This is a genomic window from Psychromonas sp. KJ10-2 (assembly GCF_047323255.1).
Taxonomy (GTDB): Bacteria; Pseudomonadota; Gammaproteobacteria; order Enterobacterales; family Psychromonadaceae; genus Psychromonas.
Genome location: NZ_CP178827.1, coordinates 1469674 through 1483426 on the forward strand (window position 1 = coordinate 1469674; position 13753 = coordinate 1483426).

The following is a 13753-nucleotide window of genomic DNA, read 5'->3' on the forward strand; positions in this document are numbered from 1 at the left end:
AATCGCTGTATGCCTAGATTTTCAAAGTTGATCAAAGGTAATTGGCTACTGCTAATTACCTGTTTACTGCTCTCCACCTTGCCTTCTCGATTATCGGCACATCCTCATGCATGGGTGGCCACTAACACTTACATCGAAAGTGATGATACACATATTATTGCACTGCATATGACATGGACATTTGATGCTGATACCTCAGATTATATGTTACAGGGAGAGGATATTAGCCCTGAACACCTGCAACAAACCTTACAAAAGCTCGCTGTGGGTGTGATTGATAATATGTATAACGAGCATTACTTCACCTATTTATATAATGACACTACACCAGTAAAGTATAAAAGTGCGATCCACCCGCAAATGGTTAAAGATAAAAACAAGATAGTACTCAGTTTTGAACTTCCATTATCCAATCCTATTGCTTTTGCGGGAAAAAACCTCAGACTTTACATTTACGATCAAACCTATTTTGTTGATATGTCTTGGTTAAATAAAGGTGATGTACAGATTTCCGCAGCACTTAACTCTGCTTGTGCAGGTGAGATAATTGAACCTAAAGTGTCCGATGCTCAACGTGCTTTTACTTTAGCGCTAGCAGCAGATGTCACACCAGATAATACACTGGGTAGATACTTCTCTCAGCAATATAAGTTAGATTGCCAATAACAGATAGTCACCTAATGGGTTGATATAAATTAGAGGCTTACACTTCCCCGCCTTGGCCTCTACATTTTTAATAGGAGTAATAGATGCTTTCAATTTTTGATATCTATAAAATCGGTATAGGCCCTTCTAGCTCACATACCAGTGGACCTATGTTAGCGGCGTATTTATTTGCCACAGCGAACCAAGAGCAAGCAAAATCAATCACCTCTATTACGGTCCAACTATATGGCTCTTTATCTCTGACAGGTAAAGGTCATCATACTGATAGAGCGATCATATTAGGATTAAGTGGTTATAAACCAGACACAATTAAAGCATCCACGGCAAAGGTCCTATTACAACAAGCATCAGAACAGAAAACATTAACATTCCTTAGTCACACACCTATTGTATTCGATCCTAATATTAATATTGAGTTTCATAAAACGAGCTTACCTTTACATGAAAATGCGCTACGTTTTCTTGCTTATAACGGTGAAACATTACTCGATTCTCAAACCTATTACTCTACGGGTGGTGGTTTTATTAGTACTGAACAACAATTATTAAACCCAACAGCTAACACAACAGAGGAAGTTCCCTTCCCGTTTAACTCTGCTACTGATTTACTAGCTCAAGCAGATAAAAATGGGCTCAGCATCGGCGCTTTAGTATTGCAAAATGAGCTAACTTTCACCGACCAAGAGACTTTAGATGCAACAGCTGAAAAAATTTGGAAAGTAATCAGCCTCTGTTTACAGCGAGGACTAATCAGTGAAGGTATTTTAGAAGGAGGGTTACAAGTTGTTAGGCGTGCCCCTGCCCTATTAAAAACCTTACAAGCCAACGAAAGTATAGATAACGACCCCATGAGTGTTTTGGACTGGGTTAACTTATACGCATTTGCAGTGAGTGAAGAAAATGCCGCAGGCGGACAAGTAGTAACCTCACCCACCAATGGTGCTGCAGGTGTTATCCCTGCGGTATTAATGTATTACAATAAATATCTACGTGAAATTGATACCACCCAACTGAAAGACTTTTTAGCCGTATCAGCAGCCATTGGCATGTTATATAAACGTAATGCCTCGATTTCTGGTGCAGAAGTGGGTTGCCAAGGTGAGATAGGTGTTTCTTCATCAATGGCCGCAGCAGGATTAACCGCAATCCAAGGTGGCAGTAATGAACAGGTGTGTATTGCAGCTGAAATTGCCATGGAACACTCCTTAGGCATGACCTGTGATCCAATCGGCGGCTTAGTACAAATACCTTGTATTGAACGTAATGCAATGGGCGCAATGAAGGCGATTAATGCTTCAAGAATGGCGTTAAAGCGTAAAAGTAAATCCCTTATATCCTTAGATAAAGTGATCGCAACTATGTATCAAACAGGGAAGGATATGAATAAGAAATATCGCGAGACATCACAGGGAGGATTGGCGGTTATTCACATGGCGCCACCTTGCGAATAAACAACAGCAGTACACTTTTAATAAATAAAGGTGTACTGCTATCAACACATTATGGGTTGATTTTTAATAACTCAACATCAAAAATCAATAATGATCCAGCCAGGATTTTACCCGCACTACGGTTACCATAAGCAAGACGGCTTGGGATAAAGAAACGGAATTTATCACCTTCTACCATCAATTGAACACCTTCAGTCCAACCTGGAATAACTTGGTTTAATCCAAAAGAGATTGGCTCGCCACGCTCTACAGAGCTATCAAACACAGTGCCATCAATTAACGTACCGTGGTAGTGAACTTTTACTTTACTCTTAGCTGTTGGGTGCTCTGTGCCTTCACCTTTTTCTAACACTAAGTACTGTAAACCTGAATCCGTACTAACAACGCCTTCTTTCGTTGCATTTTCAGCTAAGAAGCCTTGCCCTTTTTGGATGTTTACAGGTGCATCTTTTCCTGAAGTCATCGATTGAAAAACAAAAAATGCCACGATAACAATCGCAACAATTAAAATAAACTTAAGCATGGTAAACCCTATTTTATTGATTAAGGCACAGAGGGTACTAAATTTTATAAAGGAGTTTAAGCACAATTTCTTCGTAGATATAAAAAAAGCGAGAAGTTGTTACTCTCCTCGCTTTTTACCTTTATTACATTGCTAACTTATTCTGGTTTATCTTGTTTTGAAGCCGCTTCACTCAAACGTAGCTCTTCATTTAACAAGGCTTCAACGTGGCCAGGTGAATGTGTATTACCTGAAATCAATCGGTACATAGCCGGTATAACAAACAGTGTAACCACGGTTGCAAAAGCCATCCCAAAAAACACAACAGTCCCTACTGAAATACGACTTTCAGAGCCCGCACCAACAGATAAAATCAATGGGATAGAGCCCGCTAAGGTAGTAAATGCGGTCATCAAGATCGGACGAAGTCGACGTGCAGCCGCATCAATAATTGCTGTATCTAAACTCTTGCCACGGTCACGTAGCTGGTTAGCAAACTCAACAATCAAAATACCGTTTTTAGTTACCATACCAATCAACATGATCATGCCAATTTGGCTATAGATATTCAGCCCTTGATTCATTAATACCATACCAATGAAACCACCCAATACCCCCATAGGTACAGTAAACATAACCACAAGCGGGTTGATAAAGCTTTCAAACTGCGCAGCTAATACTAGATAAGCGACCAACAAGGCTAAGCCAAATACAATTAACACGCTGCTGCTATTTTCACGGTACTCCTGCGATTCCCCCGTGTATGAAACAGTAATATCACTAGGCAATAATTCAATCGCTTTAGCGTCTAAATAATCTAACACTTCTCCTAATGATTTACCTTCACCAGCGCTACCACCTAATGTGATAGATTTTTGTTTATTAAAGTGAGATAAACGGCTCGCAGAGGCCACCTCTTCAATGTCTGCTAAAGTATCTAAAGTGATCAGCTCACCATCTTTAGTACGCATGTAGATTTGACTTAAGTCGCTCACATTATTAAAGCTATTTTCATCACCACGTAAATATACATCATACTCTTCACCGCGCTCTACATAGGTAGTTTCACTCTTACCACCCAACATCACTTCTAAGGTTTCAGAGATATCTTCCAAGCTCACACCGAGTTCTGCAGCGCGTTCTTTGTCCAGAGACACCAACAATTCAGGTGTTTTCTCTGAGTAATCCAAATCACTGCCCACCACCATGCCATCGGCTTCGGCTTGTTGTCTTAATAACTCTGCATACTTACCTAATTCACTGTAGTCAGAGCCACCTAATACAAACTCCACTTGGTCACTTGAACCGCCTCGGAACCCTGGTAAAAGTGGACGCACACGAATATCCGGTAAATCACCTAAGGTTCTCTTAACCAGACCTAAAGCCTGGTTAGCTGAAACAGTACGTTCATTCCAATCTTCCAATACCATGATCACAAAACCCGTTTGGTCTCCGGCATTACCACCAAAAGCAGGCGCTTGTGTGCTAAAAGATCTAATCACGCCTTGCCCTAATAAAGGTAATAGACGTTCTTGGATTAAATCCATATTCGCAGACATACGATTAAAGCTGGTACCTTCCGCAGCTTTTACAAAGGCAAAGATAACGCCCCTGTCTTCTTTCGGGGCAAGCTGTGATGGCACTTGTTGCATTAAGAAATAACTACCACCAATACAAGCAAGAATCACCAAAGGTGCTGCTATGCGCAGTTTAATTGCATGTTTAAGCCCACCACGATAAACACCTTCTAAGCGAGAGAACTGCTTATCGATCCAACGATTAAAGCGATTTTGTTGTTGATGCTCTTTGAGCATTTTACTCGCCAACACAGGTGTTAAGGTTAATGCTATAAACGAGGAGAAAATCACCGACATAGCCAATAACACAGAAAACTCAGTAAACAGTAATCCAACCATGCCATCCATAAATGAGATAGGCAGGAATACCATCACTAACACTAACGTTGTTGCTATTACTGCAAAACCAACCTCTCTGGCTCCCTTATAAGCGGCCATTAACGGTTTTTCACCTTGCTCAATATGGTGAAATATATTCTCCACCACCACAATCGCATCATCGACCACTAAGCCTATCGATAAAATAAGCGCCATTAAGGTGATCAGGTTAATTGAAAAACCAAAATAATAAGCAGCAATGAAAGCAGAAATCAGAGAAACAGGTACGGTGATTGCTGGAATAATGGTTGCTCGCGCTTGACCAATAAAGATATATAACACTAATACCACTAAACCACCGGTGATCAACAGGGTGTTATAAACTTCCTCAATAGAACGCTCAATGAACACTGTAGAGTCATAATTTAGTTCTAAGTCAGTATTATCAGGTAAGAATTGTTGGATGTTATCAACTTCCGCACGTACTGCTGCAGCAACGTCTAAAGGGTTAGCATCTGTCTGCGTGACAACACCTAAGCTGATATTAACAATACCATTATTTTTAAAAGCAGAACTCTCGTTTTCAGCACCAACATTTACTTCTGCAACATCTTTTAAATAGATGGGTGTGCCGTCATTGGCTCTGCGTACTACTAAATAATCAAAGTCTTCTGGTTGGGCATATAAACGAGCGGTCCGTACCGACATCACTGTGGTATCGTTACGTACTTCACCCCTGGACTTTCGACATTTTCAGATTCTAATGCCGTCAATATATCACTCACGGTGACCGAGCGACCTGCCATTAAATCAGGGTACAATTTAACGTACATCACCTTATACAAACCACCGGTAACATTCACCGAGCTCACGCCGCTAATTAAGCTAAATCGATCGGTAAGTGCACGCTCTGCATAATCCGTTAGTTGAGTACGATCCATGGTTGAGGATCTAAGATTAATATATAAAGAAGGTTCACCAGAGCCATTATCTTTTGACACAATCGGTTCATCGGCTTCTTCAGGCAAAGCGCCCTCTGCCTTAGCGACCGCATCACGAATATCACTAACACCTTCGGTTAGGTCCCAGCCGATATCAAAGGTCACGGTAATACGTGACATACCATTACGTGTAACCGACTCAACCTCATCAATCCCACTGATACCAGTCACTTGCTCTTCAATTATGGAGGTCACCTGACTTTCCATTATCGAAGCACTTGCCCCTTCATAACGAGTGGTCACCGAGACAACCGGGCTTTCCACATCGGGCATTTCACGTACAGCTAGCTTTTCAAAGGAGACAATCCCAAACACACACAGTAATAGGCTCAATACAATGGCCATTACCGGTCGTTTGACTGACACATCGGATAACCACATTATTTGTTATCCTTCTGTAATGAATTAACATTAACCGTGGTTTCACCCGCCTCTTCGGCGGTGCTTAAATCTTTAATAGTTAAGCCGTCTCGCATGTTAACCAAACCTTGCACCACAATACGCTCACCAATATCTAAACCTGATTCAATCACTGCTTGGTCTTTAATACGGGCACCCAAAAACACTTCGCGACGTGATACTTTATTATCATCACCTACAACATAAACAAAACGTTTAGTGCCTGAATACTCCAGCGACTGCACGGCAACAATAGGTTCATTAACCGCAGCAAAAACCAGATTAGCAGACATCAACATACCAGGTTTTAAATGTTCATTTTTATTGTCAAAGAGTAAGCGAACACGCAGGTTTAAAGTGTCTGGATTAATACGAGAATCAATTGCTACAATTTTACCAACAAACTGTTCATCCCCCCATGCTCTGGTTTTAGCTGATACTTCCATACCGACGGTTATTTTAGAAAGGTAACGTTCAGGAACAGGTAAATCTAAGGTCATTTCGGAGAGGTTATCTAAAGTTAATAAAGCTTCGCTAATCGCGACCATTTTACCTTCACTAAAATCCAATAGGCCGATGGTGCCATCAAAGGGAGCGGTAATACGGTGGTTATCAATAAAGACTTGAGCAGCAAGTAATCGCGCTTTACCTATTGTTACCACTGCAGCTTGGCTATCTAATTCTGTTTGGGTAATGGCTTGCTTGCCAATCAAACGCTGATAATCTTTCAGCGTACGCTGCTCATTAGCTAAATAAGCTTTAGCTTCAGCTAATAATGCGCCAGCCCCAGCACTATTTAGCTCAATCAGTAACTGCCCTTTCTTCACTTTCTGGTTAGCTTTTACTGCAATTTTTGTCACCTTCGCGGCCACTTCAGGTTCAATACTGACATATTCTTTTGCCTGCAACTTACCAACTAAGGATAAAGACTCTGATACCTGATGGGCACCAACTACTTCACTATAAATAGGCACAGCAGGAGCAGTTGCCGCAATAGCAAAGGTGCTAAATAGACTCAGTAAAAAACTCGTTAAGATAAAAACTGGGTTAAATTTTTTCATTTTATTTCTTCTATTTAAAAGTGAGGTTACAGCGCATAGATAATGTTTATAACAGCTAACACCGATAAAATTAAGAGAATGATCTTAATTGGCGTAAATGACACTAGATCCATCATAAAGTAAAACAACACAAAGATTGTGAAGAAAATGTGGAGAAATTGTAACAAACGAGACTAAAAATCAGAGGGGTTGAGTATTAAGAGATAGTTATTAGTCCTGGAAAAGGAGAAGTTAACTAAAAGCAAGTAGGAGCTTGAAATGATATCACTGCAAGCTCTTAATTTTAAAGTTTACGCTTCAATAAATCAGCCTAAATTTTTCAAAAAGAGGTAACTTATTAAAGCACAGTTAATACATCTGATAATGCGAGACGTGTTTTAGGCAAACTAAAGTTATAATCTTCAGACTTATGATGATAACCAATTACCAGCGCCACATGGCACTCAAAACCACCTAACTCTTCAGCAAAAATCTCGCCTACCAAATCATGGTCAATGCCTTCCATCGGCGTTGAGTCAACTTTCAAACGCGCTAAGGTATGCATGGCATTACCTAAAGCAATATACACTTGCGCTTTGGTCCAAGCAGCATTGTTCCCCTGTTGATCGGTATTACTTTCAGCAAAGTGGAAACCAGCAAAGGCTTTTTCTCTATTTTCTAATGCTGTGCGATTATCCTGTATACCTTTATCAACCACTTTTGCATAGTCGTCACGTGTATAAGCAGGATTATGTGCAAACAAAATCACGTGTGAGCTATCAAAAATAAGGTGCTGATTAAACTGATGCTTATTGGCAAAAGAATCATGCATTCTCTGTTTTGCCGCATCACTTTCTAAGACAATAAACTTCCAAGGTTGTGAGTTAATTGAAGAAGGAGAAAGACGTAAACTTTCATACAACACCTCTAAATCCTCTGCTGATACTTTTTTACTTGGATCATATTTTTTCGTTGTGTAACGTGTTGCTAAATCACTGACAACCTGTTCACGAATATCGTTTACTGTTTGTTTCATAATAATGCCTTTCATTGAGCTTTGAGTTATAAAATGTAATCGCTATAACTAGATAAACTGCTAGTTTATAAAAACATTGTACACTTGATTATTTTATTTGATAATAATGGTTAAATTTGAATAACTTTAAAATTATTTTTGAATATGTATCATTTAAATGACCTTAAATTAGTGATTAGAATTGCCGACCTCAACAGTATTTCTGCAGCTAGCCGAGAGTTAAACTTAACGCCAGCGGCAGCGAGCGCAGCACTAAAACGCTTAGAACAGCGACTAAACTGCCAAATATTTATTCGCTCTACGCGTAATATGCAATTAACCGAAGAGGGAAAGTTGTTTATTGAAAGCAGTAAAGACGCCATTCAAATATTGGAAATCGCCAGCAATACGTTGAATAACAATAATGACCAAGTGAGCGGTGATATAGGATTAAGTGTACCATCCGACCTAGGTCGTAATACTGTTAGTCACTGGCTAGAAGAGTTTTTATCCGCAACACCTGCGGTCACCATGACACTGCATTTAAGTGATCACAACAGTGATTTAATAGAGCAAAACTTACAAATAGCATTACGTTATGGGCATTTAGCAGACTCGCCATTAAAACGTAGATACCTAGCTTCATCACCACGTTATGTGGTTGCCTCTCCCGACTATATTAAACAGCATGGTCAACCAAACAGTCCTGCCGAGTTACAACAGCATCGTTTATTAAACTGGAATTTAGACAAAAACAAACAACATATATGGAAATTTCAAAAAGATAACCAAGCATTAGATCTTAATATTGAGCCAGCTAAGACCACCAATGACGGTGCTCTGTTAAGGGAATGGGCGATTGCAGGCCACGGTATCGCCTATAAAAACTGGATAGATATTGCTAAAGATGTTGAACAAGGCAGACTCATTATTTTATTGAAAGACTATCGCGGTGAAGATTTGCCATTACAACTAGTTTATTTACAAACAGAATACCCAAGAAAGAAATTACGTATAGTCATCGACTTTTTACAACAAAAGTTTAACCAGTTCAGTCAACAATACCCGTGTCCTTAACTAAAAGTAATTATTCAGCGAATAATATTCATCAAAAAACAATCAACATGATAAAGCTATGTAATGCCTTTAAAGGTGACCTTGCTTCTATTATATTAGTAATAACATTGACCAGCGCTATGTTTTCAACAAACACAGCGCTGAACAAGTATCATATTTTGGATATCAAAGACATAAATGACTTTTTGATGTACAGTTTCTTACAAAATATTAAATAGAGCAGAATAGAATGCCAGATAGTCAAAATGAACATGCACAACAGTTAACCCAATTAATCTCCCCTTTAGGTGCAATGCACCTCGCACAATTAACCGCTTTTTGTTTTGGCCTACCGCCACTTTATTTCTGCCGTGAATATCAAGCTCTGCCATCAGCGACCATAAAAAAACAATGTGAAGAGCGCTTATTGAAACAGCTTGATAGTGAGGCAATTGCAGTTCCACAACTGCAACAATTACTGTTAGAAAAAGAGTACTTTGATGAAGAGGAAGCAAGTCTGCGTGTTGCACCACTTGCTGAAGAAGATTAACCTTTAAGCTAAAAAATCGCGCTATAAAACAAGAGCATAACAGGCCAAACCTGAAATGCTCTTGTCGTGAAGTTTATAATGTAATATAGACTTGTCGTTATTTATCTAATTTAAAACGTCCAACAATATGATTAAGCTGCTCATTAACTTCGTGAATATGATGAGTTTCTTGATTCACATCTGCCCCCGTTGTACTTAACTCTTGCACAATTGAGTGAATACGCGCCATATTTTGACTCACCTCTCTAATCACCGCATTTTGCTCCTGCGCGGAAGAAGCAATCTGATTACTTAAGTCATTAATTTTTGAAACAAAACCATTCATCACTTCTAAACTCTCTGCAACACTAGCAGCCTCTGATACCGTTTGCTGACTCGTTGCTCGAGTACTATCGATTGAACTAACTACAGCTGTTGATTCATGGCGTAACTTCTCTAACGCATTCTCTACTTCACCGGTACTGGTTTGTGTACGTGCAGCTAACGCCCTAACTTCATCTGCGACTACCGCAAACCCTCTACCTTGCTCACCAGCACGTGCAGCTTCAATAGCCGCATTCAATGCTAATAAATTAGTTTGATCTGCGATCGCACCAATCACACTTAATATAGATCCTATATCTTGTGTCTCCTGACTCATATTCGCCACATTTACTGTCGCACTTTCTACCTCTTTGGATAAGCGCTGTAGGCTCACTTGCGCATTTGTAATAATATCTTTAGAGGTTTCACCTGAGTTATTCGCTTCCTGGGTAAACTGCGCAGTATCCTGTGCGTTAGCTGCCACCATTTCAGCAGTAACACTTAACTCTTCCACCGCCGTCACCACTTGATCTGTCTCTTGCTGATGCTGTGCTAAAATGCCAGCACTAATATCAGAATGACTTTTCAGTGTTTCCACTCCTTCTGATAATCGCCCACTGACTTTTTTAACATCCAACATCATCAACTGTAAGGTTTCGATAAAGCGATTTACTCCACCAGCAATTTGCCCTAAATCATCCTGTGATTTAACCGTTAAACGCTGTGTTAAATCACCGTCACCACTAGATAAGTTAGCGATTAATGTTTTTAAGGCAATCACTGGTTGATAAATACGATTCAGAACAAAAACAAATACGACAATAAATATTAATGTTATTAACACAACCCACATTAATAAAGACCATGTCGCTTCAGATACGGCGGCAAAAGCAACTTTATCTTTTACTGCAATCATTAAATACCAAGGTTCGCTGCCCTCTAGCTCAACCCGTGTTGATACCAATAAACTTGGCTCCCCAGCTAAATTTTTATCTGCTATAACACGCTCACTACTTAACATCACGCTTGAAAAATCACTTAACTCAGGGATCGTTTGGATTTGGTTCTGCGCTTTAGCGACTTCGCTCGTTGAGGCTAATACCATGCCTTTTTGGTCTACGAGAATCGCCACTGAATCTTTAGCGACATCCACACTTTCCACTAAGGTTTGTAAACGCGTTAAACGCACATCGGATGCGATCACCCCATCTTTTATGGCATGGACCGCAAGTAATAATAGAACACCTTGTTTAGTGGCAAAAACCTCACTCAAGGCCAGCTGCTCGCTTTTTTTACCCAGCTGATACCAAGAACGTGTGCGTGGGTCATATTTAGATGGAATGCCAACACCATTTGGAAAGGATTCCGATGCGCGAGAGGTATAAGAGCGTCCATCATCAAAGCCTAAGGTCAACTTAGCAACGCCAGTTGCCTCTTTGGCAAACAACATATGCTTCTCATGATCAGTTTGGTAGTTATTCGCTTTATATAAAGCGGCTAAATGGCTAACCGGTTGAGAATATGAGGCAATGTATTGCTTAATGTTGTTTGCTTCATATTGAGATGCGCTGGTGATCTTATCAACCAGAGTATTTTTAGTCGTTTCTGATAACTTATTAATAGAAATGAAAGAAGTGATGCCCAGTGCCAAAATCAGCAAACTGATGATCACAACAATTAAAATATGTTTAAAGCCAAGCTTATTCATTAGGTGTCCTTGTTGAAACTTGAAACCAATGGTTAATAAATTAAGGTCGTACTCAATTGGTTTCTTAATTATTTCAACAGTCTAACCAGTCCTAATCATTAATTTTTAAGAGAATGTTAAAAGTATGACTATTACCCCATAAGTAATACAAATGAGTTTTTAAAAGTTTTAACTCCATCAAAGAATTCACAAAGTACAAAAAAATGACTTTATGTGTTCAAAAAACCTACAAAACAGACGCCAAGCCCTATGATAGATCTTGCTCACATTATTAGTTTAATTGACGCTAAATTCTGCTAAAATCTGCGCCTGAATTCGTTGGAGAGTATTTTATGAAAGACAATAGCCAAACTAAAGTGATCGTCGGAATTTCCGGTGGTGTTGATTCCTCAGTATCTGCATACCTGTTACAGCAGCAAGGCTATCAAGTTGAAGGCTTATTCATGAAAAACTGGGAGGAGGATGATACAGCTGAGTATTGTTCTGCTGCTGAAGACCTTCAAGACGCAAAAGCTGTTTGTGATAAATTAGGTATCAAACTTCATACCATTAATTTTGCAGCAGAGTATTGGGATAATGTATTCGAGCACTTTTTAGAAGAATACAAAGCGGGTCGTACCCCAAATCCAGATATCATGTGTAATAAAGAGATTAAGTTTAAAGCCTTTTTAGAGTTTGCTGCTGAAGACTTAGGCGCAGATTATATCGCAACAGGCCACTACTGCCGTCGTCGTGAAATCGATGGTAAAGCACAATTACTGCGTGGCTTAGATACAAACAAAGATCAAAGCTACTTCTTATATGCAGTAGGTGGCGAGCAAATTGCTAAAACCTTATTCCCTGTGGGTGAACTAGAAAAAACAGAAGTGCGCCGCATCGCAGAAGAGCAAGATCTAGTGACACACAATAAAAAAGACAGCACAGGAATCTGTTTTATTGGTGAACGTAAATTCACTGATTTCCTACAAACTTACTTACCAGCACAGCCAGGCGATATCGTAACACCTGAAAATGAAGTGATTGGTCAACACCAAGGTTTGATGTATCACACGCTAGGCCAACGTAAAGGTTTAGGCATAGGTGGATTACAAAACTCAAATGAGAATCCATGGTATGTAGTAGGTAAAGACATGGAGAAAAACCGTTTATTAGTGGCTCAAGGCGCGGACCACCCTGCTCTATTCTCTTATGGTTTAATCGCTAAAAAATGTGATTGGGTAGATAGAACACCGAAGAAAGAAAGCTTTAAATGCACAGTCAAAACACGTTACCGCCAAACGGATATTCCTTGTACCGTTAACCCAATTGACGATGATACGTTAGAAGTTATTTTCGACCAGCCACAAGCGGCAGTCACGCCTGGACAATCAGCAGTATTTTACCTAGATGAGGTTTGTCTTGGTGGTGCAATTATTGACCAGCACTTGCAAAAGTAGCCATTAGCCCAAATATAACCTGTATAAAGCAATAAGGCTTAGAGGTAGATGACTCATCTACCTCAACATTCATTTATAAAAAGAAGTGAACTGATCATGTCATTCCATACCTTAGAATCTCGTAGCATTGCCTTTGCTGCAATGTGCCAAGCCGCTTACTTAGTCGATAAAATTGCGACTAAGGGTATCTGTCCCGATGCAGTTGCCTTTAATGCCTCTTTACGTTCAATCGTGCGTACCGATAGTGCAGCGCCTTTAGATATCTTAGGCGGGCATGAGTCACTTAAATTGGGTTACAAAACAGTTATTGCACAACTAGATAATGTTGATGGTGCACGTAATATGCAAGTCACTAAATACGTTGCAGGTTTAATGGCCTTGGAGCGTAAATTATCTGCCAACTCAGGTACATTAAATCTACTCGGTGAGCGTATTAATCAAGTGAATCGTCAATTAGCGCACTTTGACATCGATGATAGCAGTGTATTAAGTAACCTAGATTCTATCTATAAAGATCTAATTAGTAACTTAGGCCCCAAAATTCAAGTGAATGGCAACCCTACTTACTTGCAACAGTCACAAACACAACATAAAATTCGCGCATTATTATTAGCCGGTGTGCGAGCTGTTGTACTATGGCGTCAAATTGGTGGTAAACGTCGTCAATTATTGTTATCTCGCAAAGCGATAGTGCAACAAACCAAACAAAATTTACTAAGAACATAATATTC

The 13753-nt window shown here is 39.7% G+C and carries 10 protein-coding genes and 1 pseudogene; 6 read left to right on the top strand and 5 right to left on the bottom strand.

Going from position 1 to position 13753, the window contains the following annotated elements:
• Positions 1-9: 9 nt before the first annotated feature.
• Together ACLKL2_RS07040 and ACLKL2_RS07045 are read left to right on the top strand one after the other, a co-directional pair.
• Positions 10-666, top strand: a complete 657-nt coding sequence (locus ACLKL2_RS07040) for a DUF1007 family protein (protein ID WP_413693861.1) — start codon at positions 10-12, stop codon at positions 664-666.
• Positions 667-749: 83 nt separating this feature from the next.
• Positions 750-2117 carry an L-serine ammonia-lyase gene (locus ACLKL2_RS07045; protein ID WP_413693862.1) on the top strand — a complete coding sequence of 456 codons (1368 nt, stop codon included), beginning with the start codon at positions 750-752 and terminating at the stop codon, positions 2115-2117.
• A gap of 49 nt (positions 2118-2166) precedes the next feature.
• Here ACLKL2_RS07045 and ACLKL2_RS07050 read toward each other — a convergent pair whose 3' ends face one another.
• The 4 genes and pseudogenes from ACLKL2_RS07050 to ACLKL2_RS07065 form a co-directional block, all read right to left on the bottom strand.
• Positions 2167-2640, bottom strand: a complete 474-nt coding sequence (locus ACLKL2_RS07050; RefSeq protein ID WP_413693863.1) for an FKBP-type peptidyl-prolyl cis-trans isomerase — start codon at positions 2638-2640, stop codon at positions 2167-2169.
• Positions 2641-2777: 137 nt separating this feature from the next.
• Positions 2778-5896: pseudogene (locus ACLKL2_RS07055) on the bottom strand (multidrug efflux RND transporter permease subunit).
• Complete coding sequence (locus ACLKL2_RS07060; protein ID WP_413693864.1) at positions 5896-6975, bottom strand: efflux RND transporter periplasmic adaptor subunit; 1080 nt, start codon at positions 6973-6975, stop codon at positions 5896-5898. The pseudogene ACLKL2_RS07055 and the gene ACLKL2_RS07060 overlap by 1 nt, the downstream one beginning before the upstream one ends.
• 337 nt (positions 6976-7312) lie before the next feature.
• Entirely contained in the window at positions 7313-7969 is a 657-nt protein-coding gene (locus ACLKL2_RS07065) for an NAD(P)H-dependent oxidoreductase (protein WP_413694275.1), read from the bottom strand.
• 165 nt (positions 7970-8134) lie between these two features.
• Here ACLKL2_RS07065 and ACLKL2_RS07070 point away from each other — a divergent pair, with 165 nt between their 5' ends.
• Complete coding sequence (locus ACLKL2_RS07070) at positions 8135-9046, top strand: LysR family transcriptional regulator (protein WP_413694276.1); 912 nt, start codon at positions 8135-8137, stop codon at positions 9044-9046.
• Between the two features lie 229 nt (positions 9047-9275).
• Positions 9276-9575, top strand: coding sequence for a hypothetical protein (locus tag ACLKL2_RS07075; RefSeq protein WP_413693865.1), 300 nt, complete (start codon positions 9276-9278; stop codon positions 9573-9575).
• A 97-nt stretch (positions 9576-9672) separates the two neighbouring features.
• Here ACLKL2_RS07075 and ACLKL2_RS07080 read toward each other — a convergent pair whose 3' ends face one another.
• Positions 9673-11586 carry a methyl-accepting chemotaxis protein gene (locus tag ACLKL2_RS07080; protein WP_413693866.1) on the bottom strand — a complete coding sequence of 638 codons (1914 nt, stop codon included), beginning with the start codon at positions 11584-11586 and terminating at the stop codon, positions 9673-9675.
• Positions 11587-11879: 293 nt separating this feature from the next.
• Between ACLKL2_RS07080 and mnmA the strand changes: the two genes are divergently transcribed.
• Both mnmA and hflD read left to right on the top strand, forming a co-directional pair.
• Entirely contained in the window at positions 11880-13022 is a 1143-nt protein-coding gene (gene mnmA, locus ACLKL2_RS07085) for a tRNA 2-thiouridine(34) synthase MnmA (RefSeq protein WP_413694277.1), read from the top strand.
• Between the two features lie 48 nt (positions 13023-13070).
• On the top strand, positions 13071-13748 hold the full coding sequence (hflD, locus tag ACLKL2_RS07090) for a high frequency lysogenization protein HflD (RefSeq protein WP_413693867.1): 678 nt from the start codon (positions 13071-13073) through the stop codon (positions 13746-13748).
• The last annotated feature ends 5 nt before the right edge of the window (positions 13749-13753 follow it).

Coding starts and splice junctions, on each gene's coding strand:
- ACLKL2_RS07075 (WP_413693865.1), top strand. CDS start 9,276: ATGCCAGATAGTCAAAATGAACATGCACAACAGTTAACCCAATTAATC.
- ACLKL2_RS07070 (WP_413694276.1), top strand. CDS start 8,135: ATGTATCATTTAAATGACCTTAAATTAGTGATTAGAATTGCCGACCTC.
- ACLKL2_RS07040 (WP_413693861.1), top strand. CDS start 10: ATGCCTAGATTTTCAAAGTTGATCAAAGGTAATTGGCTACTGCTAATT.
- ACLKL2_RS07045 (WP_413693862.1), top strand. CDS start 750: ATGCTTTCAATTTTTGATATCTATAAAATCGGTATAGGCCCTTCTAGC.
- ACLKL2_RS07060 (WP_413693864.1), bottom strand. CDS start 6,975: ATGAAAAAATTTAACCCAGTTTTTATCTTAACGAGTTTTTTACTGAGT.
- ACLKL2_RS07050 (WP_413693863.1), bottom strand. CDS start 2,640: ATGCTTAAGTTTATTTTAATTGTTGCGATTGTTATCGTGGCATTTTTT.
- ACLKL2_RS07080 (WP_413693866.1), bottom strand. CDS start 11,586: ATGAATAAGCTTGGCTTTAAACATATTTTAATTGTTGTGATCATCAGT.
- hflD (WP_413693867.1), top strand. CDS start 13,071: ATGACTCATCTACCTCAACATTCATTTATAAAAAGAAGTGAACTGATC.